The organism is Pseudomonas sp. SWRI18 (assembly GCF_014268345.1).
Lineage (GTDB): Bacteria > Pseudomonadota > Gammaproteobacteria > Pseudomonadales > Pseudomonadaceae > Aquipseudomonas > Aquipseudomonas cedrina.
This window is the reverse complement of sequence record NZ_JACCQQ010000002.1, coordinates 254771-280686: the sequence shown is the minus strand read 5'-3', so window position 1 is coordinate 280686 and position 25916 is coordinate 254771. Positions and strand designations below refer to the sequence as shown.

General features: G+C 62.5%; 21 protein-coding genes. 2 read left to right on the top strand and 19 right to left on the bottom strand.

From position 1 onward, the window contains the following. Positions 1-37 precede the first annotated feature (37 nt). From H0Z09_RS03925 to hutC, 14 genes are all read right to left on the bottom strand, one after another. On the bottom strand, positions 38-967 hold the full coding sequence (locus H0Z09_RS03925; RefSeq protein WP_186687557.1) for an alpha/beta hydrolase: 930 nt from the start codon (positions 965-967) through the stop codon (positions 38-40). 154 nt (positions 968-1121) lie between these two features. Continuing rightward, positions 1122-2057: a choline ABC transporter substrate-binding protein gene (gene choX, locus H0Z09_RS03920; RefSeq protein WP_186687555.1), complete on the bottom strand. Its 936-nt coding sequence runs from the start codon at positions 2055-2057 to the stop codon at positions 1122-1124. Positions 2058-2269: 212 nt separating this feature from the next. After that, positions 2270-3070, bottom strand: coding sequence for an N-formylglutamate deformylase (hutG, locus tag H0Z09_RS03915; RefSeq protein ID WP_186687544.1), 801 nt, complete (start codon positions 3068-3070; stop codon positions 2270-2272). Between the two features lie 26 nt (positions 3071-3096). After that, positions 3097-4302 carry an imidazolonepropionase gene (hutI, locus tag H0Z09_RS03910; protein ID WP_186687541.1) on the bottom strand — a complete coding sequence of 402 codons (1206 nt, stop codon included), beginning with the start codon at positions 4300-4302 and terminating at the stop codon, positions 3097-3099. 15 nt (positions 4303-4317) lie between these two features. Then, positions 4318-5727, bottom strand: coding sequence for an amino acid permease (locus H0Z09_RS03905; RefSeq protein ID WP_186687538.1), 1410 nt, complete (start codon positions 5725-5727; stop codon positions 4318-4320). Between the two features lie 143 nt (positions 5728-5870). Next, entirely contained in the window at positions 5871-7403 is a 1533-nt protein-coding gene (gene hutH / locus H0Z09_RS03900) for a histidine ammonia-lyase (protein WP_186687536.1), read from the bottom strand. Between the two features lie 55 nt (positions 7404-7458). After that, a complete protein-coding gene (gene hutH, locus H0Z09_RS03895; protein ID WP_186687534.1) occupies positions 7459-8967 on the bottom strand; it encodes a histidine ammonia-lyase in 1509 nt (502 codons plus the stop codon). Positions 8968-9111: 144 nt separating this feature from the next. Beyond that, positions 9112-9936 carry a glycine betaine/L-proline ABC transporter ATP-binding protein gene (locus H0Z09_RS03890; RefSeq protein ID WP_186687532.1) on the bottom strand — a complete coding sequence of 275 codons (825 nt, stop codon included), beginning with the start codon at positions 9934-9936 and terminating at the stop codon, positions 9112-9114. Then, positions 9933-10784, bottom strand: a complete 852-nt coding sequence (locus tag H0Z09_RS03885; RefSeq protein ID WP_076951684.1) for a proline/glycine betaine ABC transporter permease — start codon at positions 10782-10784, stop codon at positions 9933-9935. Before H0Z09_RS03885 ends, H0Z09_RS03890 begins: the two co-directional genes overlap by 4 nt. 71 nt (positions 10785-10855) lie before the next feature. Further along, on the bottom strand, positions 10856-11821 hold the full coding sequence (locus H0Z09_RS03880; protein WP_186687529.1) for an ABC transporter substrate-binding protein: 966 nt from the start codon (positions 11819-11821) through the stop codon (positions 10856-10858). A 69-nt stretch (positions 11822-11890) separates the two neighbouring features. After that, the gene (locus H0Z09_RS03875) at positions 11891-13336 is read right to left on the bottom strand and encodes a cytosine permease (protein WP_186687526.1); all 1446 of its coding nucleotides are present in this window, start codon (positions 13334-13336) and stop codon (positions 11891-11893) included. A gap of 143 nt (positions 13337-13479) precedes the next feature. Continuing rightward, a complete protein-coding gene (gene hutU, locus H0Z09_RS03870) occupies positions 13480-15150 on the bottom strand; it encodes a urocanate hydratase (protein WP_186687524.1) in 1671 nt (556 codons plus the stop codon). Positions 15151-15547: 397 nt separating this feature from the next. Then, positions 15548-16108 carry a HutD family protein gene (locus H0Z09_RS03865; RefSeq protein WP_186687522.1) on the bottom strand — a complete coding sequence of 187 codons (561 nt, stop codon included), beginning with the start codon at positions 16106-16108 and terminating at the stop codon, positions 15548-15550. Next, a complete protein-coding gene (gene hutC, locus H0Z09_RS03860; protein WP_186687520.1) occupies positions 16105-16884 on the bottom strand; it encodes a histidine utilization repressor in 780 nt (259 codons plus the stop codon). Before hutC ends, H0Z09_RS03865 begins: the two co-directional genes overlap by 4 nt. Before the next feature lie 78 nt (positions 16885-16962). Here hutC and H0Z09_RS03855 point away from each other — a divergent pair, with 78 nt between their 5' ends. Then, positions 16963-18327 carry a formimidoylglutamate deiminase gene (locus H0Z09_RS03855; protein ID WP_186687518.1) on the top strand — a complete coding sequence of 455 codons (1365 nt, stop codon included), beginning with the start codon at positions 16963-16965 and terminating at the stop codon, positions 18325-18327. Between the two features lie 115 nt (positions 18328-18442). Here the strand turns inward: H0Z09_RS03855 and H0Z09_RS03850 are convergent, their stop codons facing one another. Continuing rightward, the gene (locus H0Z09_RS03850; RefSeq protein ID WP_186687516.1) at positions 18443-19012 is read right to left on the bottom strand and encodes a lipocalin family protein; all 570 of its coding nucleotides are present in this window, start codon (positions 19010-19012) and stop codon (positions 18443-18445) included. Between the two features lie 30 nt (positions 19013-19042). Beyond that, the gene (locus H0Z09_RS03845; RefSeq protein ID WP_076951672.1) at positions 19043-19297 is read right to left on the bottom strand and encodes a hypothetical protein; all 255 of its coding nucleotides are present in this window, start codon (positions 19295-19297) and stop codon (positions 19043-19045) included. Positions 19298-19462: 165 nt separating this feature from the next. Here H0Z09_RS03845 and H0Z09_RS03840 point away from each other — a divergent pair, with 165 nt between their 5' ends. Next, complete coding sequence (locus H0Z09_RS03840; protein ID WP_076951670.1) at positions 19463-19645, top strand: hypothetical protein; 183 nt, start codon at positions 19463-19465, stop codon at positions 19643-19645. A gap of 147 nt (positions 19646-19792) precedes the next feature. On the opposite strand, the gene H0Z09_RS03835 is transcribed toward H0Z09_RS03840, so the two are convergent. The 3 genes from H0Z09_RS03835 to H0Z09_RS03825 form a co-directional block, all read right to left on the bottom strand. Next, on the bottom strand, positions 19793-20803 hold the full coding sequence (locus tag H0Z09_RS03835; protein ID WP_053253909.1) for a class 1 fructose-bisphosphatase: 1011 nt from the start codon (positions 20801-20803) through the stop codon (positions 19793-19795). Between the two features lie 109 nt (positions 20804-20912). Next, positions 20913-22265: a DUF3999 domain-containing protein gene (locus tag H0Z09_RS03830; RefSeq protein ID WP_346656777.1), complete on the bottom strand. Its 1353-nt coding sequence runs from the start codon at positions 22263-22265 to the stop codon at positions 20913-20915. Next, positions 22265-25792 (bottom strand): DUF2339 domain-containing protein, encoded by a 3528-nt coding sequence (locus H0Z09_RS03825; protein WP_186687514.1) that lies wholly within the window; start codon positions 25790-25792, stop codon positions 22265-22267. The genes H0Z09_RS03830 and H0Z09_RS03825 overlap by 1 nt, the downstream gene beginning before the upstream one ends. Between the last annotated feature and the right edge of the window lie 124 nt (positions 25793-25916).

Sequence of the window (25916 nt, the reverse complement as noted above, 5' to 3'; positions counted from 1 at the left end):
TAAACCCGAATTGTGCAATGAGCATGTTCTTGAGCGCTTAGACCTGTATCAGCCCTTCGTTCCTCAGGTAATTCAACAGGTCATCGTAGAGCCGGTCCACCTCGGGCACCTGGTGCCTCGCCCGCAGGCAGCCGTGGATCAGACCTTCGCCGGGGTGAAGCACGGTGGCAACGCCGGCCATCTGCAAGCGTTCGGCGTAGAGCATGCCGTCGTCGCGCAACGGGTCGAACTGGGCCACGGCGATGAAGGCCTTGGGCAAGCCGCAGAAATTTTCGGCCAGCAGGGGCAAGGAGTAGGGCGACGGTTTGTCGCTACCCGACAGGTACAGCGCCAGGTAAGCGTCGCTGTCAGCGCTGCTGAGCAATGGCGCGTCCCTGCAGTCACGCCGCGACGGCAAGTCGCAGGAGCCGCCCAACGCGGGGTAAATCAAAACCTGGGCCCGAGGCTGCGGTTGCCCGTCGTCGCGCAAGCCCAGGCACAACGCCGCCGCCAGATTGCCGCCCGCGCTGTCGCCCGCCACCAACAGGCGCTGCAGGTTGATGGCATGTGGCCCATGCCCGGCGTGGATGGCCTGCCATACGGCGCGACAATCCTGATAGGCGGCCGGGAACGGGTGTTCGGGAGCCAGCCGGTAATCGACGGCGATGACCAGTATGTGCAACGCAGCGGCCAGCTCGAAGCAGATGAAGTCGTGGGAGTCCAGGCCGCCAACGACCCAGCCGCCGCCGTGTATATAGAGAAGGCATGGCCAGCCCGCCGTCGGGGCGGGGCCGTCGGGGAGATAACTACGCACATCCACGCCGGCAAGTGAAAAGTCAGATACGCGCAAAGTCTCAGGCATGGGCGGGGTGAAGGCCTGGCACATGCGGTTGTAGTTCTGGCGCAGGGCGGCCGGCGAGGCGTCGTCACTGGTGAAAGACTCGGTTTGGGCGACGAAGGCCGCAAGTTGCGCAGAAATCGGGTACATGCACGAATCTCCTGAGCGCCGGGATTCAATGTGGGAGCTGGCTTGCCTGCGATAGCGACCTTTCAGCCGACATGTCCGGTGATTGGCCCACCGCCATCGCGGGCAAGCCCGGCTCCCACAGGTGTCCGGTGTTGTTCTGGCTGGAGTGTTCGACTCAGAGTTCGAGGCTGGCCTGTACGGCGGCCATGCCGTCCTCGCCGTTGAACGCCGTTACGCCTTTGAGCCAGCGCTGCAAATCCTCAGGATGATCGCGCAGCCATTGCTTGGCCACGTCCTGGGGCGATTCACGCTCCATGATCGGTACCATCAGTTGGCTTTCCTGGGCGGCGGTGAAGGTGAGGTTTTCCAGCAAGCGGTTGGCATTGGGGCAGCGCTCGGCAAAGTCCGGCGCGGTGACGGTGGAGACGGTGGCCCGGCCTTCGTCGGGGCCGAACACGCCTTCGCTGCCGGTGAGGTAGGCCATGTTCATGTTGATATTCATCGGGTGCGGGGTCCAGCCAACGAACACCACGAATTCCTTGCGGTTCACCGCTCGCTGCACAGCGGCCAGCATCCCTGCTTCACCCGAGGCAACCAGTTTGAAGCCGCCAAGGCCGAAGCGGTTGGTGTCGATCATGTTCTGGATATCGGTGTTGGCGCCGCTGCCGGGCTCGATGCCATAGAGCTTGCCGCCCAATTTGTCCTTGAAACGGGCAATGTCGGCGAAGGTCTTCAGGCCCGCATCGGCCACGTACTGGGGTACGGCCAGGGTGGCCTGGGCGTCGGCGAGGCTCGGGGCGGCTAATACCTTGACCTGCTTGGCCGCCAGGAACGGCGCGATGTTGTTGTCCATCGCCGGTTTCCAGTAGCCGAGGAAGATATCCAGGCGCTTGTCGCGGATGCCGGCAAAGATGATTTGCTGCACGGCGCTGGTCTGTTTGCTGTTGTAACCCAGGCCATTGAGCAGCACGTCGGCCATGCCGGAAGTGGCGACTACGTCAGTCCAGCTGACCACCCCCATGCGGATGTTCTTGCAAGAGGCCGGTTCGGCTGCCATGGCTTGCGCACTGAACAATGCGGCGCCGGTGAGGGTCAACAACAGTTTTCTCATGGGTGGCGGCTCACTCGGCGGTTTTCAGTTCACAACCTTACCCAGTGAGGCCTTGGGCAACACGACCTGTGGCGACCGGCAGTTGCACTGCGGCGACTGTGAGGCCGTCTTCGCGAGCAAGCCCGCTCCCACATTTGACCGCATTCTCATGGTTGAACGCGTCAATGTGGGAGCGGGCTTGCTCGCGAAAGCTATTGCAGCAGCACCAAAGACTACCGGTAGTGCTTCCGGCCCCAGGCCAGCAACCCTTCCACCAACTGCTTCAACACCACGCGCGTCGGCTCGGCCAGATCCGGGCGATAGCGAAATGGCTCAACCTCTTCCATGTAAATGCTCTGGCACAACTCCAGCTGCACCGCGTGGATGTCCTGCGCCGGATCACCATAGTGCCGAGTGATGTGGCCGCCCTTGAAGCGCCCGTTCAACACATGGGTGTACTGCGAATGCGCGGCGCAGATAGCTTCCAACTGGCTGGCCAGTTCAGGATCACACGCCGCGCCATTAAAGGTACCGAGGTTGAAGTCCGGCAGCTTGCCGTCGAACAGGTGCGGGATCACCGAGCGGATCGAGTGCGCATCGAACAGCAACGCATAACCGAACTCGGCCTTGAGGCGGGCGAGTTCTTCCTGCAGCGTGCGGTGATAGGGGCCCCAGATCTTCTGCAGGTAACTGGCGCGTTCGGTCTCGCTCGGGGTCTGCCCCTCGCGAAACAACGGCACGCCGTCGAACAGCGTCTCCGGATACAGGCCGGTGGTGGCCCCCGCGTAGAGCGGCTTGTTATCGGACGGCCGGTTCAGGTCGATGACGAACCGCGAGTACTCCGCCGCCAGGGTGCTGGCGCCCAGCCCTTGGGCAAAGTCATACAGCGTGGGGATGTGCCAGTCGGTGTCCGGCAGGCTTTGCGCCTCGGCGATCAGCCCGGCCTCGACCGCAGGCGTGAGGCGCAGGCCGGCGTGGGGCATGCTGATCAGCAGCGGCACGCGGCCTTGTTTGAAGTTCAGGACCTTATCCACAACAGTCTCCTTATTCACAAGGCAGTTTAAACAGTGACGTCGACGCCGTGGCGCACGACGCGTTTATCCAGCTCGCCACCCAGCCAGTAAGCCAGGTCGGCGGGGCGATCAATCTGCCAGGCCACGAAATCGGCGACCTTGCCGGCTTCCAGGGAGCCATGGGTGTCGCCCATGCCCAGCGCGGTGGCCGCATGTTGCGTGGCGCCGGCCAGGGCTTCTTCCGGGGTCATGCGGAACAGGGTGCAGGCCATGTTGAGCATCAGGCGCACCGACAAGGCCGGCGAGGTGCCAGGGTTGAGGTCGCTGGCGATGGCGATCTTCACCCCGTGCTTGCGCAGGGCCTCCATCGGCGGCACTTGAGTTTCACGCAGGAAGTAGAACGCGCCCGGCAGCAATACCGCGACGGTGCCGGCGGCGGCCATGGCGATGGCGTCTTCCTCGGTCATGAATTCCAGGTGATCCGCCGACAACGCGTGGTACCGCGCGGCCAGGCTGGAGCCGTGCAACGACGAAAGTTGCTCGGCGTGCAGCTTCACCGGCAGGCCCAGTTGCCGGGCCACTTTGAACACGCGCTCCACCTGCTCGGTGGAAAACGCCAGGTATTCGCAGAAGGCATCCACCGCGTCCACCAGCCCTTCTGCTGCCAATGCGGGCAGCATCTCGGCGCAAATGTGCTCGATGTAGTCGTCGGCGCGGTCCTTGTACTCCGGCGGCAACGCGTGGGCCGCCAGGCACGTGGCACGCACGCTGACCGGCAGCGTTTCGCCGAGACGCCGCGCCACCCGCAGCATCTTGCGCTCATTGACCAGGTCCAGGCCGTAGCCGGACTTGATCTCCACGGTAGTAACACCGTCGCGCAACAGACTGCGCAAGCGTTTTTCAGCACTGACGAACAGCTCATCTTCAGTCGCGGCACGGGTTGCACGCACGGTGCTGGCGATACCGCCGCCCTTGGCCGCGATTTCGGCGTAGCTCACGCCTTGCAGACGTTGCTCGAATTCGCCGCTGCGGTTACCGCCAAACACCGTGTGCGTGTGGCAGTCGATCAGCCCGGGCGTGACCCACGCGCCTTGCAGGTCATGCACCTGGGCGTAATCCGCCGTGGGTAGCTGGCTGCGGGGGCCGATCCACTCGATGAGCGAACCGGCGGTCACCATGGCGGCGTCCTCGATAATCGAGTAGTTGCCGTGGGCCATGGTTGCGACGTGGCAGTGTTGCCAAAGGGTGTTCATCAACACCTCCCAAAATTATCGATGAGACAAAGCCGAATCGTAATGAACCTTGGCCGCTTGCCCGGCAGCGGGTTTGACCCACAACAGGTAAGCAACGACCAGCAGCACGATCCACACGGCACCGACCAGCAAGGCGGCCTGGGTATCCGGGAAGTAACCCAGCACGCCAAATACGAACAGCATGAATACGATGGCGGCCGCAGGCGCATAGGGCCAGAACGGCACCGGGAATTTCAGCTCGGCCACCTGTTCCCTGGTCATGGAGCGGCGCATGGCAACCTGGGTGAACAGGATCATCAGCCACACCCACACGGTGGCGAAGGTGGCAATCGAGGCGATCAGCAGGAATACGTTTTCCGGGATCAGGTAGTTGAGCACCACGCCGCCCAGCAACGCCGCGCCCATCACCAGCACGGTCATCCACGGCACGCCGTGTCTGGACAACTGTGCAAAGCCCTTGGGTGCCTGCCCTTGCTGGGCCAGGCCGTACATCATGCGGCCAGCGCCGAAGATGTCGCTGTTGATGGCCGAGACCGCCGCCGAGATCACCACGATATTGAGGATGGTCGCCGCCGAACCTATGCCCAGGTTGCTGAAGATTTGCACAAACGGGCTGCCCTGGTTGCCGATCTGCGGCCACGGATAAATGGCCATGAGCACAAACAGGGTCAGCACATAGAACAAAAGGATACGCAGCGGCACCGCATTGATCGCCTTGGGGATCACACGCTGCGGGTCCTTGGCTTCGCCGGCGGTGATGCCGATGATTTCGATGCCGCCAAACGCGAACATCACCACCGCGAACGAAGCGATCAGGCCGCCGATGCCGTTGGGCATGAAGCCGCCGTGGGCCCACAGGTTGCTGAGGCCGCTGGCTTGGGTTTCCCCCGCCGAATGAATGCCGAACAGCATGATGCCGAAGCCACCGAGGATCATCGCCACAATCGCGCCGACCTTGAGCAGCGACAGCCAGAACTCCATCTCGCCAAACACCTTGACGTTGCACAGGTTCAGGCCGCCGATCAAAAACACGATGCCGAGCACCCAGACCCAGCGGGCGACCTCGGGAAACCAGAAGCCCATGTAGATGCCGAAGGCGGTGACATCGGCCAGGCAGACGATGATCATTTCAAAGGCGTAGGTCCAACCGAGGATAAAACCGGCCATGGGCCCCAGGTAGGTGCTGGCGTACTGGCCAAAGGAACCCGCTACCGGGTTGTGCACGGCCATCTCGCCGAGGGCGCGCATCACCATGAACACCGCTGCGCCGCCGATCAGGTAGGCCAGCAGCACGGCGGGGCCGGCCATCTGGATGGCGGAGGCGGAGCCGTAGAACAGCCCGGTGCCGATCGCGGAACCGAGGGCCATGAAGCGAATATGTCGGGCGCTCAGGCCGCGTTTCAAACCCTTTTCTTGCTGGTGCATTTCTCTTCCCTAGTTATTTTTATCCCGAGAAAAATTGAATCCGCAGAAGATCAAATGTGGGAGCTGGCTTGCCTGCGATGGCGGTGTATCAGTCACACATGTATCAACTGACAGATAGCTATCGCAGGCAGCTCCCACAGGGGTTACAGGCTTGGCAGCAACTTGGCCGGCACCAGCTCATTCAGACAGCGGCTGGCGAGCAGTTCGCTGGCGGCGATGATGTCCGGGGCGAAGAAACGGTCCTTGTCGTAGAACGCCACTTTGTCGCGCAGGATGCCGCGTGCCTGTTCAAGCACAGGCGAGGTTTTCAGGCCGTCGCGCAGGTCCAGGCCCTGGCAGGCTGCCAGCCATTCAACCGCCAGAACGCCACGGGTGTTCTCGGCCATTTCCCACAAGCGCTTGCCGGCCGCCGGGGCCATGGACACGTGGTCTTCCTGGTTGGCCGACGTCGGCAGGCTGTCGACACTATGGGGGTGGGCCAGCGCCTTGTTCTCGCTGGCGAGCGCGGCGGCCGTCACCTGAGCGATCATGAAACCGGAGTTGACCCCGCCATTGCCGACCAGGAACGGCGGCAGTTGCGACATGTGCTTGTCCATCATCAGCGAGATACGCCGCTCGCTCAGCGAGCCGATCTCAGCGATCGCCAACGCCATGTTATCGGCGGCCATGGCCACCGGTTCGGCGTGGAAGTTGCCGCCGGAGATCACATCACCTTCGGCCGCGAATACCAGTGGGTTGTCCGACACGGCGTTGGCTTCCACCACCAGCACCTCGGCAGCCTGGCGGAACTGGGTCAGGCAGGCGCCCATGACTTGGGGCTGGCAGCGCAGGGAGTAAGGGTCCTGCACCTTGTCGCAGTTCTGATGCGATTGGGAAACCTGGCTGCTTTCGCCCAGCAGCTCGCGATAGGCCGCCGCGGAATCGATCTGCCCGCGCTGGCCGCGCGCGGCATGGATACGCGCATCGAATGGCGAGCGCGAACCCAACACGGCTTCGACGGTGAGGCCGCCGCACACCAAAGCGCCGGCGAACAAATCTTCGCCTTCAAACAGGCCACGCAAGGCATAGGCAGTCGACACCTGGGTGCCGTTGAGCAGCGCCAGGCCTTCCTTGGCGGCGAGGGTCAGCGGCGTGAGGCCGGCGACTTTCAGCGCTTCGGGCGCCTCCAGCCACTCACCTTTGTAGCGCGCCTTGCCTTCGCCCAGCAGCACCAGGGACATGTGCGCCAACGGCGCCAGGTCGCCGGATGCACCGACCGACCCTTTCAACGGAATGTGCGGGTAGACCTCGGCGTTGATCAGTGCGATCAGCGCGTCGATCACCTGGCGGCGAATCCCGGAGAAGCCACGGCTCAGGCTGTTGACCTTGAGCACCATGACCAGGCGCACCAGCGCGTCGCTGATCGGCTCACCGACGCCGGCGGCATGGGACAGCACCAGGGAACGCTGGAGGTTTTCCAGGTCGGCGCTGGCGATGCGGGTCGAGGCCAGCAGGCCGAAACCGGTGTTGATGCCGTAGGCGGTGCGGTTCTCGGCGAGAATCTGCTCCACGCAGGCCACACTGGCGTCGATCTGCGCCGTGGCGCTGTCATCCAGGCTGAGGGTTACCGGCTGCTGGTAGATGGCACGCAGTTGGGCGAGGCTCAGTTGGCCTGGAGTCAGGTTTAGCGCAGTCACATTCGTTCTCCTTGTGAATTGTTCTTGTGAATACTTCTTTTGAATAAATCAGCGTTCAGTGCACATCCGGCAGTGCAGTGTTTTTGATCACGTCGGCGGCGCTGGCAATATCCGGCGCCAGCCAGCGGTCCTGTTCGTAAGCGGGGACCCCTTCACGCAGCAAGCGCCAGGCGCGGTCGGTGCCGGCGCCGAAGCGCTGGTCCTTGAGGAACTCGAACGCCTGGGCCGCCAGCAAGTACTCGATAGCGAGGATCTGCGTAACGTTGGCCAGCAGTTGGTGCAGCTTGAGCGCAGCATTGGTGCCCATGCTCAGGTGGTCTTCCTGCAGGCCCGAGGTGACGAAGTTGTCGAGCACCGCCGGTTGCGCCAACTGGCGGTTCTGCGCGCACAGCGAAGCGGCGACGTACTGCACGATCATCATCCCGGAATTGACCCCAGGGTTGCTGACCAGGAACGCCGGCAAGCCGCTGACGTGCGGGTTGATCAGGCGGTCAAGGCGCCGTTCGGCCACCGAGCCGATTTCGGCCATGGCGATCGCCAGCAGGTCGGCCGCCAGCGCCACGGACTGCCCGTGGGGGTTGGCCTGGGACACGACGCGGTAATGCTCCGGCGTGCCGAGTAGCAACGGGTTGTCGGTGGCACTGTTGAGTTCGGTCTCGATCTGGCGGGTCGCGTGTTCAACCTGATCGCGGGCCGCGCCGTGGATCTGCGGGATCGAGCGCAGGCTCAGGGCGTCCTGGGTGCGGATGCCTTTGCTGCTGGCGATCACTTCGCTGCCATCGAGCAAGGCGCGCAAATTGGCGCCCACTTGTTGCATGCCAGGGTGCGGCTTGAGCGCGATGATCTCCGCATCGAAGGCATCGATCTGGCCGCGCTGGGCTTCGAAACTCATGGCGCCGATCACGTCGGCCCATTGCAGCAGGTGATGCGCGTCAGCCAGGGCCAGGCAGCTCAGGCCGGTCATGCACGGCGTGCCGTTGACCAGGCACAGGCCGTCCTTGGCGCCCAGGACCACCGGCTGCAAACCTTCGGCGGCCAATGCCGCTTGCGCTGTCACCACCTGGCCGCGATAGCTGACATTGCCGACGCCGAGCAGTGCCACGCCAACGTGGGCCATATGGGTCAGGTAACCCACGGAACCCTGGGACGGCACCTGTGGCGTGATGCCATGGTTGAGCAGCGCCAGCAGCGCGTGCACCACCTGCGGATGCAGCCCGGATTTGCCGTGGCTGTAGTTGATGATGGCGGCGCAGATGATCGCGCGGGTCTGCTCATCACTGAGCACCGGCCCGACGCCGCAGGCATGGCTGAGCAGGGTATTGCGCGACAGTTGGCTGAGTTGCTCGCCTTGCAGCGACACATTGCACAGGGCGCCCAGGCCGGTGTTCACGCCATAGGCGCGCTCGCCGCTGGTGACGATGCGTTGCACGATGGCCTGGGCATTGTCGATACGCGCCCAAGCCTGGCCCGAGAGTTCGAGCAATGCACCGTGGCGGGCGACGGCGACCACGTCCTGCCAGCGTAGCGGGGTGTCGGCGATGATGATTGTTGTTGCCTGGGGCATCTTCGTACCTTCTTCAGTTCTTGTGCAGCCTTACCGGCCTCTTCGCAGGCTAGCCAGCTCCACATTTGATCGGGTTCACACAGTTCAACTGTGGGAGCCGGGCTTGCCCGCGATGGCGCCAGCCGGTTCACCACAAAAACCGGGTCAGACCACCGCCGCCCGCCGCTGGACAAACCGATCCACATACTCATCCGCCGGTGAATGCAGGATCTCGCGCGGGGTGCCGACCTGGATCAGCTTGCCGTCCTTGAGGATCGCAATGCGGTTACCGATGCGCACCGCCTCGTCGAGGTCGTGGGTGATGAACACGATGGTCTTGTGCAGGGTCTTTTGCAGCTCCAGCAACTGGTCCTGCATCTCGGCGCGAATCAACGGGTCGAGGGCGCTGAAGGCCTCGTCCATCAGGATGATGTCGGTATCCGCCGCCAACGCGCGGGCCAGGCCGACGCGCTGGCGCATGCCGCCGGATAGCTGGTGCGGGTACTTGTTTTCGTAGCCCTTGAGGCCCACGGTTTCGACCCAGTGCAATGCGCGCTCGGCGCACACCTGCTTGGTTTCGCCGCGCACCTTGAGGCCGTAGGCGACGTTGTCGAGCACGCTCTTGTGGGGCAGCAGGCCGAAGCTCTGGAACACCATGCTGATCTTGTGCCGACGAAATTGGCGCAGGGCTTCCATGTCCAATTGCAGGATATCTTCGCCGTCCACCAGGATCGCGCCGCTGGTGGGGTCGATCAGCCGGTTGAAGTGGCGCACCAGGGTCGACTTGCCGGAGCCCGACAAGCCCATGATCACGAAGATCTCTCCGGTGGCGATGCTCAGCGACAGGTCGTTGACGCCGACCACGCAACCGGTCTCGGCCAGCACCTGGTCCTTGGTCTTGCCCTGACCAATCAGGGCCAGCGCATCCCTGGCGCGATTGCCGAAGATCTTGAAGACGTTCTTGACTTCGATTTTGCTGACAGTAGTCATTTGTTCGCCTCGTGCCGTGGACGACCATAGGCCTGGGTAATGCGGTCGATGACCACAGCGAGAATCACAATTGCCAGGCCGGCTTCAAGGCCGCGCCCGACGTTGAGGGTCTGGATGCCGACAAGTACGTCTTCACCCAGGCCACGGGCGCCGATCATCGAGGCGATTACCACCATCGACAACGCCATCATGGTGGTCTGGTTGATGCCGGCCATGATGCTCGGCAGCGCCAGCGGCAGTTGCACACCGAACAGTTGCTGCCAGCGGTTGGCACCGAAGGCGTTTATAGCTTCCATGACTTCGCCGTCGACTTGGCGAATGCCCAGGTCGGTGAGACGAATCAGCGGCGGCGCGGCGTAGATCACCGTGGCGAAAATCGCCGGGACCTTGCCCAGGCCGAACAGCATCAGCACCGGGATCAGGTACACGAAGCTGGGCATGGTCTGCATGATGTCGAGCAGCGGCATCAGCACCGAACGCAGGCGGTTGCTGCGCGCCGACAGGATGCCCAGCGGAATGCCGATCAGCACCGAGATCACCGTGGCGACCAGCATCAAGGCCAGGGTCTGCATCAGCTTGTCCCACAGGCCGACCGCGCCGACCAGGAACAGCAGACCGACGATCACCGCCGTGGTCACCACCTTGCGCGTGGCGTGCCAGGCCACGGCGCCGACGATGGCGAGCATCAGCCACCAGGGCGCTGCGCGCAGCAGGCCTTCCAGGTTGACGATGGCCCATAGCAGGGTGTCGGAGATATGCCGGAACACATCACCGTAGTTGGTGACCAGCGAGTCCACCCAACCGTTGACCCAGTCGGCGATGGAAAACGTAAAACTCTCAGGGAACATAGCGTGCTCTCGATCCAGTGGGGTGCGGCCAGTCGCCCGGCCACCCCTGAGGGTAGCCGGACGCACTCTACCTACAAGGCCGCGTCGATTTTCCTGGCGGCGTCTTCACTGACCCAGGCGTGCCAGACTTCAGGATGTTCCTTGAGGAAGATCTTCGCCAGTTTCGGCGATTCGATGCGCTCCTTGGCCATGCGCCCCAGGTTCTGGTTGAGCAGGTCGATCGGCAGGTTGACTTTTTCCAGCACGGCCACCAGTTCCGGGGCCTGCTCGTGGAAGGTCTTGGACAGGCCGACCTTGATGCTCACGGTTTTATCCACGCCGGGTTTTTCTTCCAGCTTGACCAGGTCGACCTGGCCCATCAATGGCGTGGGCGACCAGTAGTAGAACAGGATCGGCTCGCCACGCTTGTAGCTCGATAGCACTGCCGCATCCAGCGCCGGGCCGGTGCCTGGGCGGAAGTTGGTGTAAGTGCTTTCCAGGCCGTAGCTTTTGAGCATTTCGCTGTTGTCCAGCTCGCAGGTCCAGCCGGCCGGGCAGTTATAGAAGCGGCCCTTGGACGGCTCTTCCTGGTCCTTGAACACCGAGGCGTACTTGGCCAGGTCGGCGATGTTTTTCAGGTCAGGTGCCTTAGGCGCGAGCTTGCGCTTGGCGTCGCCTTCGATCACATAGCGCGGTACGTACCAGCCTTCGATCGCGCCAACAATCGGGGCGCCGACGCCGACGACCTTGCCGGCCTTCTCGGCCTTGTTCCAGACTTCACTGCGGCCGACCCATTCTTCGGCAAACACCTGGATGTCGTTGCTGCTCAGGGCGTTCTCCATGGTGATGGAATTACCCGGCAGGCTGTCGGTTTTGCAGTCGTAGCCTTTTTCCAGCACGGTCTGCAGGATGTCGGTGAGCAACATGCCGCTTTCCCAGTTCAAGCCCGCAAATTTCACCGGCTTGCCCGATTCGCACCAACCGGCCGCCTGGGCGCCCGCAGAGGCCAGCAAGCCCGTAGCGAACAGTGTGGCCAACAGGGTCTTAGTCGTTTTCATTGTTGTGACGCTCCCAATCTTGAAATGGATTACGGCAGTCAGTAGGCATCCTGCCCTGTCCACGTCCCATCAGGCTTGTACGACCAGCTCGGCCTTAGTGGGTGTAGCGCCCTGCTCTGGCGGCAGGATCAGGTGATCGGGTACAGCGCTGTGCCATTTTTTCGCGCACAGGTAATACACGGCGGCGGGAAGCACCAGGCCGATGATCCAGGAGATATCCACGTCACCCAGCGCGGCCACCAAGGGGCCGGTGTAGAACTTGGTGGAGATGAACGGCAACTGCACCAGCACACCGAAGACGTACACGCCGATACCCAGCAGGTTCCAGCGGCCATAGCGACCGTTCGGGTCGGCCAGCGCCGGCACGTCATAGCGCTCGCGGGTAATGCAGTAGTAGTCCACCAGGTTGATCGCGCTCCAGGGCGTGAAGAACGCCAGCAGGAACAGAATGAACGACTTGAACGCACCGAGGAACGAGTGCTGGCCGAGCAACGCGATCAGGGTCGCCGTACCGACGATGGCCAGCACGAACACCAGGCGCTGCAACCGTGTGACCTCCAACCGTCCGCGAAAGCCGCTGATGATGGTCGCGATGCACATGAAGCTGCCGTAGGAGTTCAGCGTCGAGATGGTGACCTTGCCGAACGCAATGCTGAAATACAGCAGCGCAGCGGTTGCCCCCGTGCCACTCAGGCCGACGATGTAGGCCACTTCATGACCGGCGAATTGGCCGTTGGACATGGCCGCGGCAAACACGCCGAGCACCATCGCCACCTGGGCGCCAATGACCGAGCCCGCGCCGGCAGCCAGAAAGGTTTTGACCGAGGACGTATTACTCGGCAAGTAGCGTGAATAGTCCGCCACATAAGGGCCGAAGGCGATTTGCCAGGAGGCCGCGAGCGACACCGCCAGCAGAAAGCTGCTCCAACTGAAGTGACGGATTTGCAGGAGTGCGCCAACGTCGGTCTGGCTGATCAGACGGCTGAACAGATAAACAAAGGCAATCACGCCGATGATGCTGGCGACACGACCAATGAAATGGATCACCCGGTAACCGAGCACCGTGACCAGCACGATGACGCTGGCGAAGATCAGGATACCGACACTGTCGCTGACCCCGAACAGCTGGCCCAGCGCCTGGCCGGACAGCACCGTGCCGGTGGCGGTGAAACCGAGATACATCAAGCACACCAGCACGATCGGGATGGCCGCGCCATACACACCAAACTGCACGCGGCTGGAGATCATCTGCGGCAGGCCAAGCTTGGGCCCTTGCGCCGCGTGCAACGCCATGACCCCGCCACCAATCAGTTGGCCGATCAACAGACCGATCAACGACCAGAACACATCACCGCCCAGCACCACGGCCAGGGCCCCGGTGACAATCGCGGTGATCTGCAGGTTGGCGCCCATCCACAGGGTGAACTGGCTCAAGAGACGACCGTGTCTTTCCGCTTCCGGGATGTAGTCGATCGAACGCCTTTCGATCAACGGGGTGGTGTCGTTTGCAGCCATATGTATTCAACCTCTGGTGGATTGTTTTCTGGTTCACTGCAGATCAAATGTGGGAGCGGGCTTGCTCGCGAAAGCGGTGGGTCAGCTAACGATTCCGGTGACTGATACACCGCATTCGCGAGCAAGCCCGCTCCCACATTTAGTTATTTGATCATCGGGAGATTGAGGCCCTGCTCTTTGGCGCAATCGATCGCAATCTGGTAACCAGCATCCGCGTGGCGCATCACGCCGGTGGCCGGGTCGTTGTGCAGCACGCGGGCAATCCGCTCGGCTGCTTCATCGGTACCATCACAAACAATGACCATGCCCGAATGCTGGGAAAAGCCCATGCCCACGCCGCCGCCGTGGTGCAGCGAGACCCAGGTCGCGCCGCTGGCGGTGTTGAGCAAGGCGTTGAGCAGCGGCCAGTCGGACACGGCGTCGGAGCCGTCCTGCATGGCTTCGGTTTCGCGGTTGGGGCTGGCGACCGAGCCGGAGTCGAGGTGGTCACGGCCGATCACTACCGGCGCCGACAATTCGCCGCTGCGTACCATTTCGTTGAAGGCCAGGCCCAGCTTGGCGCGCTGGCCCAGGCCGACCCAGCAGATCCGCGCCGGCAAGCCCTGGAAGCTGATGCGCTCGCGGGCCATGTCCAGCCAGTTGTGCAGGTGGGCGTCGTCCGGGATCAGCTCTTTAACCTTGGCGTCGGTCTTGTAGATGTCTTGCGGGTCGCCGGACAGCGCCGCCCAACGGAACGGGCCGATGCCACGGCAGAACAACGGGCGGATGTAGGCCGGTACGAAGCCAGGGAAGTCGAAGGCGTTCTGCACGCCCTCTTCCTGGGCCATCTGGCGGATGTTGTTGCCGTAGTCGAAGGTCGGGATGCCTTGCTTCTGGAAGTCCAGCATGGCTTGGACGTGCACCGCCATCGATTGCTTGGCGGCCTTGATCACGGCCGCCGGTTCGGTCTTCGCTCGGGCGCGGTACTCGTCCCAGGTCCAACCGGCCGGCAGGTAGCCGTTAAGTGGGTCGTGGGCGCTGGTCTGGTCGGTGACCATGTCCGGGCGCACACCGCGCTTGACCAGCTCCGGCAGGATTTCAGCCGCGTTACCCAGCAGAGCGATGGAGATGGCCTTGCCTTCCTCGGTGTACTTGGCGATGCGCGCCAGGGCGTCGTCGAGGTCGGTGGCTTGCTCGTCGACATAGCGGCTGTTCAAACGGAAATCGATGCTGACCTGCTGGCACTCGATGTTCAGCGAGCACGCGCCGGCCAGGGTGGCGGCCAACGGTTGTGCGCCGCCCATGCCGCCCAAACCCGCGGTCAACACCCAACGGCCTTTGAGGTTGCTGTCGTAATGCTGGCGACCGGCTTCGACAAAGGTTTCGTAAGTGCCTTGGACAATGCCTTGGCTGCCGATGTAGATCCAGCTGCCGGCGGTCATCTGGCCATACATGGCCAGGCCCTTGGCATCCAGTTCGTTGAAGTGCTCCCAACTGGCCCAGTGCGGCACCAGGTTGGAGTTGGCGATCAGCACACGCGGGGCGTTGCTGTGGGTCTTGAATACGCCGACCGGTTTGCCGGATTGCACCAGCAGGGTTTCGTCGTCGTTCAGGTTCGTGAGGCTCTCGACGATCTGGTCGTAGCATTCCCAGTTACGCGCGGCCCGGCCGATACCGCCATATACCACCAGTTCCTTGGGGTTCTCGGCCACTTGCGGGTCGAGGTTGTTCATCAGCATGCGCAGCGGCGCTTCGGTCAGCCAGCTTTTGGCGGTGAGCTTGTTACCGCGGGCGGCGCGGATCTCGACGTCACGGTATTTAGTAGGCTTGGTCACAACAAAAACTCCTCGATTGATGCGCATGCTTGGGTGCGAAGACGACTCTTACGCACACACCTTTACTTGTACATACAAGCATATGCAATCAAGCGGCCAACTTTTGCGGGGAGCGGAGAGGATTTTTTGGGAAAGTGCGTGCGAGCCTTGGAAGTCAGGGCTTTGAGGCTGGATGAAATTTCTTGCGGAGGAGTTTTGCTGGAGGGGAGGCTTGTCACGTCAGCGCGGGTTTGCGCCACGCTGGGGCATTCGGTAACAAAATGGTGCGCACTGGAAACAGGACGTGAGAGTGATGTAGAACCCAATGTGGGAGCGGGTTTGCTCGCGAATGCGGTGGGTCAGCCAGCTTATCTGCTACTGATACACCGCATTCGCGAGCAAGCCCGCTCCCACATTTTTAACCACGTGCGGTCAGTTCGATGATGCAGCAGCGGCCACTGACAGAGATATCGAGCAAGCCGGTGTTACCGTCAATCTGAAGGCAATCGTGATGACCCAACGTCTGGTCCAACACCTTCACCTCATCCGCCACACTGAACACCAGCACCGTCTGCGCCGTGCTGAAAAACTGCTGCACGCCATCCACCCATTGCAAGCGCGCGTGGTAGCGCTGTGGCGAATAGATCAGGTTGAAATCGCGGATCGGCCCGGTAATCAAGCGGCATGACACCTGGCTGTCCCCCTTGAACGCAAAGGGCTGCAGCGGTAACAAGCCGCGCTGCTCTTCGCCATCCACGGTCAGGACCATGCCCGCGCCTTTGATCACGGTGATGACGCGCTGGTAACCGGCGAAGGTGGAGAAACCGCCCGACTCGGCGATGTCGGCGATCGACAGGCGCCAGCCAAAGCCCTCAAGGCCCTCGCCGGCATCGCGGGTGATTTCTTCGGTGCTGCCGCTGCCGTTTTTCCACGGCATGCGCACATAGTCGGCGGCGCGCCAGATGTTTAGCGTACTCATTTACTGAACCGTCCTTCCAGGCTGTGGCGAGAACCGGGGTGGATCAAACGCGCGGCAGTCACCGGCTGACGGCCCGACCAGGTACGCCTGCGGATCAACAGGCACGGTTCGGTGGGCTCGATCTGCAACAGCTTGCACTCGGCCGCATCGGCGAGAATGGCTTCGACCACGTGCTCGCCTTCGGTCAGCGGTGCAACCTGGTTCAAGTAGGCGTACGGCGTTTGCTGGGTGAAATCCTGTTGCAGGTATTCCGGGGCGACCAGGGCGTTGACGAAACGGTCCTCGATTTGCACGGGGATATCGTTTTCGAAGTGCACGATCAACGAATGAAACACCCGCCCGCCTTCGCGCATTTCCAAGGCAACGGCGCGCTCGGAGCCGGCAGCCTCCTCGCCCAGGTGGATGACCTGGCAGGTATGCCGGTGACCGCGCGAAGCGATCTCATCGGCAATGTTATGCACTTCGAACAACGCCGACTGGCTCTTGGGCTCGGCGACGAAGGTGCCGACGCCCTGCATGCGCACCAGCAGACCTTCAGCGGTGAGCTCGCGCAGGGCGCGGTTGATGGTCATGCGGCTGAAACCCAGCTGGCTGACCAACTCGCTCTCGGACGGTACGCGGTAATGGGGTGGCCAGTTGCCGCTGAGGATCTGCTGGCTGATCATCTGTTTGACGCGGGCATACAAGGGCGCCGGACTTTCGTCCATGTGGGCAGCCAGCGAAGACTTGGCGGGCGGAGTCGGCACAGGGAATCCTTGCAAGGGAAAAAGATGCATAGATTGCCGGAGTTTACCGAGCAGGCAAACGTCTGTATATGTATATACAAATAAACACACGACCGGAGTGTTCTGATCATGTCCGCTTTTTTCGCCGAACGCGCGCTGCTGCCTAGTGGATGGGCCAATGATGTACGCCTTGAAGTCAGTGCCGAAGGCCTGCTGACAAAGGTCGAGGCCGATGCCAGCTCTGATGCCGCCGAATGGCTGAGAGGCCCGGTGTTGGCGGGCATGCCGAACCTGCATTCCCATGCATTCCAGCGTGCCATGGCCGGTTTGGCCGAAGTGGCCGGTAACCCGAATGACAGCTTTTGGACGTGGCGCGACTTGATGTACCGCATGGTCGGCCAGATCAGCCCGGAGCAATTGCAGGTCATCGCGCGTCAGCTGTACATCGAGATGCTCAAGGCCGGCTATACCTCGGTGGCTGAATTCCACTATGTGCACCACGATACCGACGGCCAGCCGTATGCCGATCGCACCGAGCTGTCGCGACAGATCAGCCAGGCGGCGGCCGGCAGCGGCATCGGCCTGACGCTGCTGCCGGTGCTCTATACCCACTCGGGGTTCGGTGGCCAGGCGCCGAATGAAGGCCAGCGGCGGTTCATCAACAGTACTGAGCATTACCTGGACCTGCAGGCGCGCCTGAAGCCGATCCTTGCCGCTCAGCCGGCCCAGCAGTTAGGCCTGTGCTTTCACTCGTTGCGTGCGGTCACGCCCGAACAGATCAATCACGTGCTGGCCGCCAGCGATAAAGCCTGCCCGGTGCATATCCACATCGCCGAGCAACAGAAAGAAGTCGACGATTGCCTGGCCTGGAGCGGCAAGCGCCCGCTGCAATGGCTATATGACAATGTCGACGTGGATGAACGCTGGTGCCTGGTGCATGCCACTCACGCCGATGCCGATGAAGTCACGCGCATGGCCAGGAGCCGCGCGATTGCCGGTTTGTGCCTGACCACCGAGGCCAATTTGGGGGACGGGATTTTCCCGGCGGTGGATTTTCTCGCACAGGGCGGACGCATGGGCATCGGGTCCGACAGCCATGTGTCATTGAGTGTGGTGGAAGAACTACGCTGGCTTGAATATGGCCAGCGCCTGCGCGATCAACGGCGCAATCGCTTGTATCGCAATGATCAGCCGATGGTTGGCCGTACGCTATTCGATGCCGCGCTGGACGGTGGCGCCCAGGCGTTGGGCCAGCCGATCGGCCGATTGGAAGTCGGCAAGCGTGCGGATTGGATTGTGCTGGACGGCAACGATCCGTACCTGGCGACGGCAACGGAAGACGGGATTCTCAATCGTTGGTTGTTTGCGGGTGGCGATCGCCAGGTGCGTGATGTGCTGGTGAACGGCAAGTGGGTGGTGCGCGATGGGCGGCATGCCGGCGAGGAAGAAAGCAGCCGGGCGTTTACGCAAGTATTAAGGGATTTACTCGGTTAACACCGTGGGAGCGGGCTTGCTCGCGAATGCGGTGTGTCAGTAAATGCATGTATAACTGATCCACCGCATTCGCGAGCAAGCCCGCTCCCACATTTTAATCCGCGTTGATACAGGGTTATTGCGAAGTCTTTGCCATCTGCTTGTCCGACGTACGCCAGATCAATCGCGTGGTGTCATACCCCTGCTGCCGCGCCCTGCTCAACAGGTCTTCGCGAGTATCGGCGCTCACCGTCGGCGTGCGCGACAAGATCCACATGTAGCGTCGGCTCGGGCTGCCGACAAGCGCGGTCTTGTAGTCGTCGCTCACATACAACACCCAGTAATCGCCCTTGGCGACGCCCGGCAACAACGCGGTAAACCAGTTGTTGAATTCCACCCAGAGCTTATCGGTCTTACCCGGCACTTGCGGCGTGGCGGTACCCTTGGCTTCTTCCCACTGCCACTCAGTCGTCAGGCAGCGGTTGAACACCGACATGTCGCCATCGGGCAACAGCGTGTAGCGGGCTTCGGACTGTGCGCAGTTGCGCTGGAAGTACATCGGCAATCGCGCCAACTCATACCAGGTGCCCTGGTAACGCTTGAGGTTGACGTTGGTCGCGGTCTTGGGTTGCAGATCATCGCCAGAATGGCTGGCGCAGCCCGCCAAAAACAGGCTGGCGCAAAGGAACAAAACAAAACGCATCATTCTTCTTCTCCCGCAGGCTCTCGCCCCGGTTTACTTCAGGCCTTGCCCGGAAAACATCAGAACCTTGTCACCGGCATATTGAACGCTGATAAAGCTGTTTTTATCGCCCCAGGTGCAGCTGGACATGCCCAGTGCACCGGAACAATCGGTCGGCTTGCCCAACAACGACTCCACCTCAGCCTTGGCCATGCCAGCCGACAATTTTTCGTAGTTTTCTTGATTGACCTTGCTGCAAGCGGCCAACAGCACGCAAAAAGCCAGCAGAGCGAGACGGCGTAACGACATGAAAAAACTCCTGGAGGGACGAAGCAGCGTGGGTATCTGCCAGAAGCTTAGAAGGGAAAAGAGGTGTCTGGTTCCCGACGAGGGGTGGTATTTATTTTTTCTGCGCAAGGACTGCGCTGTCCTGCAAAAATAGCAATGTTCGCACTTGGATGAGGACCCAAGCTTATGAGTGAAAAAAACAAATCCGAGCTTTACGCTCCGGAAACCAAAGCGATGTTGGAACTACTTGCTTCAGGCGGTCGGGAAATCGAGTTGGGGCATTATCAGGACCTTGACGAGGTATTCAAAGAACTTGACCAGAGCCAAACCGCCTATACCCGCAAAAATAAAGAAGCCCCGAAACGCTGAAACGTTTCGGGGCTTCTTGTGGTTCAAACCTTCAGGTCTGAACGCTTATGTGGCGAGGGAGCTTGCTCCCGCCGGGCTGCGAAGCAGCCCCAAAAGCTTGCGGGCGCTGCGCACCCGAGCGGGAGCAAGCTCCCTCGCCACAAAGTCTTACTTCTTGTGGTAACCCGTCACACGCTCAACTTCTTCCTTGGAACCCAGGAACACTGCCACACGCTGGTGCAGGCCTTCGGGCTGGATGTCGAGGATGCGCTGGTGGCCGTCGGTGGACGCGCCGCCGGCTTGTTCGACCAGGAAGGACATCGGGTTGGCTTCGTACATCAGGCGCAGCTTGCCCGGCTTGGACGGCTCGCGGCTGTCGCGTGGGTACATGAACAAGCCACCACGGGTCAGGATGCGGTGCACGTCGGCTACCATCGCGGCGACCCAGCGCATGTTGAAGTTTTTCTTCAACGGGCCTTCTTCGCCGGCCATCAGCTCGCCCACGTAGCGGGTGACGGGTTCTTCCCAGTGGCGCTGGTTGGACATGTTGATCGCGAATTCCTGGGTGGACGCAGGAATGGTGATGTCTTCGTGGGTCAACACGAAGCTGCCCATTTCACGGTCCAGGGTGAAGCCCTTGACGCCGTCGCCCAGGGTCAGCACCAGCATGGTCTGCGGGCCGTAGATCGCGTAGCCGGCAGCGACCTGCTCGGTACCTGGCTGCAAAAAGGCCTTTTCGTTGAGGGCTTCGTTCTGGCTCAGGTATTCGTTCGGGCAACGCAGTACCGAGAAAATGGTGCCGACCGGGGCGTTGATGTCGATGTTGGACGAGCCGTCCAGCGGGTCGAACACCAGCAGGTAGGCGCCTTTGGGGTATTTGCCCGGGATCTGGTAGGCATTGTCCATTTCTTCGGACGCCATGCCGGCCAGGTGACCGCCCCATTCGTTGGCTTCGAGCAGGATCTCGTTGGAGATCACGTCGAGCTTCTTCTGCACTTCGCCCTGCACGTTTTCAGTGCCCATGCTGCCCAGGACACCACCCAGTGCGCCTTTGGACACGGCGTGGCTGATTTCCTTGCAGGCACGCGCCACCACTTCGATAAGGAAGCGCAGATCGGCAGGCGTGTTGTTGCTGCGGGTCTGCTCGATCAAATAGCGACTCAAGGTAACGCGGGACATGTAAGGCTCCGGACAATGGGGGGCTTGAAAACCCGCGCAGTTTAGCGCGAGTCTGGGCGTATTTCCTCCTATCAGAGGATTTAAACCCAATAGAGTTCATGGACTTTATTTAACCTGCCGCCGGCGGCTTGCGCAGCAAGCTGTAGGCCATGGCGCCCAGCGCGGCCACGCCCAGCAATAATACGGCCCAGAGGCCGAGTTTTTTCCAGTTCGTCCCGGCATCGGCGGCGACTGATACCGCAGGCGCCGTCACCGCGACTTCACCGGCTATTCTGGCCTGCCCCAGTGTCTTGGGGCGTTCGGCGCTGTAGTCCGGGATCAGGGTCGAAAGCGCAAGGTTCGCCGCCTTGGCCGACGCATTACCCAGCGCCAGCGTAAACGGCGGTTCGCCCCGGGCCAGGAACACCAACTGCGTGGCACGTACTGCAAAACGCAACGCCGGCGCGTCAACGCCCAGGCCACCGCCGCGCTCATCCACTGCCAACTTGAGTTCGCTGACCGTCTGGCCCGGCAGCTGCAATTCATCCTGCACCACGTCCCGGCCATCCTGGGTCAGGCGATACAGCAACCCATTGCTCAAGGGCTGCCACGCCTGCTTGCTGTCCCGGCGCCCTGCCAACGTCACCGGCGCCAAGGTGTTGGGCTGCTTCAACTCGATGCGCAGCCGCTCGATACTCAGCCCCGTGGGCAACCGCCAACTGTATTCCCCGGCCTTGAGCCGTGTGCCCGCCAAGGGCTGGGACCACACCAACGGCATCGGCAGGCTGCTGCTGGTGGCGCTCACCAGCTTGGCCGAAGTCAGCAGCGGCGCCGCCTGGCCTTGCCAGACGAGGCGCAGGTACCGCGCCGATTGCCCAGGCAGGTTCACGTCATGCTGTTCAACCCGTTCGTCGGCAAACGACAAGCGCGCCACTTGCCCATCCCCCCAGGACTCCCAGTGTTGCAGGTCATCGCTGGCCTCGATGCTGAAACGCTGGAAGCCATCTTGCTCGCCGCTCCAGTCCAGGCTCAATTGCTGCAACGGCGCCTTGATCGCGCTGGCGTCCAGCACCCAGCCGCGCAGGACCTGTTTGCCGGCTTTCGCCGCCGTGCCCGGCTTGATTTCCACCAGGGTGCCTTCGCGGGTGGTTTTCATCACCACGCCGGGCAAGGCCTGCCGGGTGTCGGCGGCGTACAGCGGAAACCACTTCACGTCGGTGACGTTGCGGCTTTCGGTGCGCTGGGACGACTGGCGCGACAACGCATACGCCTGGGGTTCCCCGGCCGCGTTGAAGACACGCACATCGCTCAGGTCGGCCTGACGCGCATTCAATTGCACGTCCAACGGCAGTTCCAGGCGATACCACGGGCCGTTGCCGCTGATGCTCAGTGGCACCTGGCTGGCGAAATCCGCCGGGCGTTCCTGGGCCCACGCCGACCACGCCGCACACATGCCCAACAGGGCCACGCTCAACTTACCGATCAAGAGGCTGCTCCTTCAGTTTCCAGCACAGGTTCGGCACGTTTGGGCGGCAGCGGCGCGAAATAGCCCACCACCAACAACAAGCCGCCGACGCCAATAAACGACACGATCCGCGCCAGGCCGCCACGATTGCTCAGTTCGACAAAGAACAACTTGGCCACCACCACCGCAATCAGCGCCGCGCCGATCAACCACACCTCGCGACGATGGCGCAGGTGGCCGCCGATCATCAGGCCCAGGGCGATCAAGGTCCAGATGATCGACAGGCCGGCTTGCACCAGCATCGATTCGAGCAACGCATTCAGCTCAAACGGAACCCCGCCCCAATGGTGCGCGGTGCGCATCACCAACGCGGTGAAGAACGCAAACAGTGAAAGCCCCGCCACGCCTTGGGCAACCAACTCGGCCCGCGGCCCGCGTTGCGGCGCCACGCTACGCGACCACACGTACACTCCCAGCAGCGCGAACAACAGACCCAGGTCCAGCGGGTTAAGCAACGGCACATAGGGCAACGGGTCGGCCGTGCCGTCGCTGAAGCTGTTCGCCAGCCAGAACCAACCGAGCATCAGTACGGCCAATGGCAGTGCCGCGACCACGCGATATTCGCGCGGATAGGCCGACACCGGCCACGGCCAGTTGCGCGGCGCGGCGGCCAGTACCAGGTAGAGACTTGGCAGGATTGCCCAGCCCAACCAGCGCCAGGCGTTGTATTCGGCCGAAAAACGCAGCAGCCCGTAGCGCAATTCCAGCGCCAGCAAGCCGATCAGCAGCCAACAGCCCAGCACATGGGCGATGCCAAGCACCCTGCCCGGCACCACCGTTGCCAAGCGCCGCAGCGAGACGAAATGCACCAGGAACACGGCCGGCCACGCCAGCCAGCCGTACTGCGCCGCCGGGTGGTAATAGGTGTGCGCCGAAACCAGCAGCACCAAGCCTGCCGCCGGCATCAGCATGGTGCAAAGCATGCCCAGCGACGCCCAGCGCAGGCGTGCCGCCAACAGCGTCCAGACCGCCACGCTGGCGGCGGCGATGCCGAGCAGGAAGGCGCCGTGCAGTTCGCCGGGAACAAACCGTAGCACTTCGCTGGCCAACGCCATCGTCCACCAGGCCGCGCCCCACACCAGCAGCAGGTCGGCCAGGCGTTGCAGCTTCAACACGGCAAACACGGATGCATGGGGTTCACGCTGCAAGCGCCAGGCACCGATCAATGCGGCCAGGCCGAGCACCATCGGCGTCCAGAAACCACTGTGGGCCAACGGGCGCAATCCTTCGCCGGTCAACGGCCCAAGCAGCTCCGGTACCGGCAGCAGGAATGAGCCGCCGCCAATCAATTGCAGCAGCAAGCCGAACACAAAGCTGACGCGCTGCTGCAGGTACAGGCTCAGCCAGATGATCAACAAACCGCTGGCCGCCCACACACCGCTGGCGCTTTGCCAAGGCAGCACGAACAGCACGGCGAGATTGATCAGGACGAGGCCCGCAAGCAGCACCACCGACAAGCCGCGCAACAGGCGCACATCGCCTCGCACCTGGTCATCGCGCGCCGCCATCAGCATGCCGCCGATCAAGGCCAGGCCGATCAGCGAGGCCGTGAGCAAGCCACTCCAACCGGCATTGAACACGGCCGTCCCGTCGCCACCTTGCAGGCGCAGCAGGAACAACGCACCGCCGAGCAACTGCACGCCAAACGCCGTGAACAGGAACGTACGCGAACCGATGCGCAGGCCGACGAACAGCGTCGCCAGGCCCGCGAGCGCCCAACTGACCGCCGTGCCCTGGGTATCGAGCAGCATGGGGGCAAGCAGGTACAAAAAGCTCAAGCCAAGGCTCGCCAATACCGGCAGGCCTTTGCGTTCCGACGCCGTCGCCTGTTCAGGGGACGCCTTGCGCAACTGATCAAAGCTGTACAGCAACGCCGCGCCCAGCATCAGCGCACCCAATGGGGCGCCATCGAGCAAGGTGTGCTCGCCGAGGCGTAGCTCGCTGAGGAACGCCAGCGCCGAGCCCACTTGCAGCAACAAGCCGAAGGCCCGCGCCAGTGGCCGTTGTTGATGCAGGCCGAGCCAGAAGATCCCGGCGCCTTCCACCGCCCACGCCGCAGCGGTCCAGCGCGCATCGAGGCCCAGGGGAATTGCCAGGCTGGCAAAGATCACGCCCAGGGCCAGGCAGGTTTCCGCCAGCAACAAGGCACGCCCGCCGCTCAGCAGCCGCGCCAGGCCCATGTAGATAATGCCCAGGCCCAGCGCACTGAACGCGGCGGCGAACTCCAGATGCTGCACCAGCGCAAACTGCAAACCAAAGCCCACCAGCGGCGGGCCGAACAGCATGCTGCCGTCTACGTAATCGCCCTTGGCCGCCGACCAGCGCAGCAACGCATCACGCCCTTCGGGGGCGTCGCCCATTTCCAGCAACGTGCGCCGGGCGAACAACAAACCGATCGCCAGGTACATCAGGAAGAACAGGATCAGGAACGGCTCGGTGCTCCACAGCAGTTCCGGCGCGTAGGAGCGCATGCCCCAGGCGAAGCCGATGCCGAAAGTGCCGACAAAACCGATCAGGTTGAGCAATCGCCAGGCCTTGAACCAGGCAATGGCGAGGATGCCGGTATTGAGCAGGGCGAAATAACTGAACAGCGCCACATGGTTGCCGGCGCCGGTGGACGTCAGAATCGGCGCGGCAAAACCGCCCAATGCCGCTGCGCAAGCCAACCCCAGCGCGTCCTGGGTAATCGCCAGGATCGCCGAAAACACGGTGACCGCCACCAGCAGGCCCAGGGCCGCGCTCGGGTCGATCAGCGGATGCAGGCGCATCGCGGCGAATACCGTCAGGTACAACACCGCAATGCCGGTGCCTTGCAGCATCAAACCGTAGTTGCTGTTGCGCAGCCGCAGCCACCAGCCCAGGCCCAGCAGGCCGAGGGCGGCCGCGGCCACGCCGGCGTAACGCACCTCGATCGGCACCACCATGCCTTCGGTGGCGTAGCGCAGCAGGAAGGCCAGGCCGAGGAACAACAGCACCACACCGACGCGCAGCACCGTGTTGCCGCCGAACAGCCAATTGCGCGCGCCGCTGATGGCACGTTCGATCAGGTTGGGGCCGCGCGGGATGGCTGGTTCTTGCGGTGGGCGGGGGGTTGGAGCAGGTGTCCAGACGTCGTCCGGTAACGGCTGGCTCGGTTCGGCGACCATCGCGACGGGCGCCAATGCGGCAGGCAGCTCCCAGACAAGGTCGGGCGCCTCAGCGACAGGTACGGGTTCAGGGGTAAGTTCAGGGGTGGATGCTTCGACAACGAAGTTGCTCGACGGCGCAGGCACTTCCAGTTGTCGCAGACGCTCGCCCAGCGCGATCAGGGCCTTCTGGGTGGTTTCCAACGCAAGCGCTTGCTGATCCGCCTGGGCCGACAGCTTGGCCAGGCGGATTGCCTGGCCGATGCCGAGTCCCAACAGCGCACCGATGCCCGCATCGCTGAACGACTCGTCGAGCGTCCAGCCGAGCACCAGGCCCAGCAGCATGAAAATCCATTGCATGGTCGATATTCCCTGAGCAGCCCGAGGCGGGCAAATCGGGGCCTAGTATATCGACGCGAGACCAATGTGGGAGCGGGCTTGCTCGCGAATGCGGTGTGCCAGTCGACATATTTGTTAACTGACA

What these genes read in the sequence shown, in the direction of transcription:
- H0Z09_RS03885 (WP_076951684.1), bottom strand. Translation starts at nt 10,784, where the DNA reads ATGTTCCCTGAGAGTTTTACGTTTTCCATCGCCGACTGGGTCAACGGT.
- H0Z09_RS03925 (WP_186687557.1), bottom strand. Translation starts at nt 967, where the DNA reads ATGTACCCGATTTCTGCGCAACTTGCGGCCTTCGTCGCCCAAACCGAG.
- H0Z09_RS03845 (WP_076951672.1), bottom strand. Translation starts at nt 19,297, where the DNA reads ATGTCGTTACGCCGTCTCGCTCTGCTGGCTTTTTGCGTGCTGTTGGCC.
- H0Z09_RS03865 (WP_186687522.1), bottom strand. Translation starts at nt 16,108, where the DNA reads ATGAGTACGCTAAACATCTGGCGCGCCGCCGACTATGTGCGCATGCCG.
- H0Z09_RS03880 (WP_186687529.1), bottom strand. Translation starts at nt 11,821, where the DNA reads ATGAAAACGACTAAGACCCTGTTGGCCACACTGTTCGCTACGGGCTTG.
- hutC (WP_186687520.1), bottom strand. Translation starts at nt 16,884, where the DNA reads ATGCATCTTTTTCCCTTGCAAGGATTCCCTGTGCCGACTCCGCCCGCC.
- H0Z09_RS03890 (WP_186687532.1), bottom strand. Translation starts at nt 9,936, where the DNA reads ATGACTACTGTCAGCAAAATCGAAGTCAAGAACGTCTTCAAGATCTTC.
- H0Z09_RS03840 (WP_076951670.1), top strand. Translation starts at nt 19,463, where the DNA reads ATGAGTGAAAAAAACAAATCCGAGCTTTACGCTCCGGAAACCAAAGCG.
- hutH (WP_186687534.1), bottom strand. Translation starts at nt 8,967, where the DNA reads ATGCCCCAGGCAACAACAATCATCATCGCCGACACCCCGCTACGCTGG.
- H0Z09_RS03875 (WP_186687526.1), bottom strand. Translation starts at nt 13,336, where the DNA reads ATGGCTGCAAACGACACCACCCCGTTGATCGAAAGGCGTTCGATCGAC.
- H0Z09_RS03825 (WP_186687514.1), bottom strand. Translation starts at nt 25,792, where the DNA reads ATGCAATGGATTTTCATGCTGCTGGGCCTGGTGCTCGGCTGGACGCTC.
- H0Z09_RS03835 (WP_053253909.1), bottom strand. Translation starts at nt 20,803, where the DNA reads ATGTCCCGCGTTACCTTGAGTCGCTATTTGATCGAGCAGACCCGCAGC.
- hutI (WP_186687541.1), bottom strand. Translation starts at nt 4,302, where the DNA reads ATGAACACCCTTTGGCAACACTGCCACGTCGCAACCATGGCCCACGGC.
- H0Z09_RS03850 (WP_186687516.1), bottom strand. Translation starts at nt 19,012, where the DNA reads ATGATGCGTTTTGTTTTGTTCCTTTGCGCCAGCCTGTTTTTGGCGGGC.
- H0Z09_RS03855 (WP_186687518.1), top strand. Translation starts at nt 16,963, where the DNA reads ATGTCCGCTTTTTTCGCCGAACGCGCGCTGCTGCCTAGTGGATGGGCC.
- H0Z09_RS03905 (WP_186687538.1), bottom strand. Translation starts at nt 5,727, where the DNA reads ATGCACCAGCAAGAAAAGGGTTTGAAACGCGGCCTGAGCGCCCGACAT.
- choX (WP_186687555.1), bottom strand. Translation starts at nt 2,057, where the DNA reads ATGAGAAAACTGTTGTTGACCCTCACCGGCGCCGCATTGTTCAGTGCG.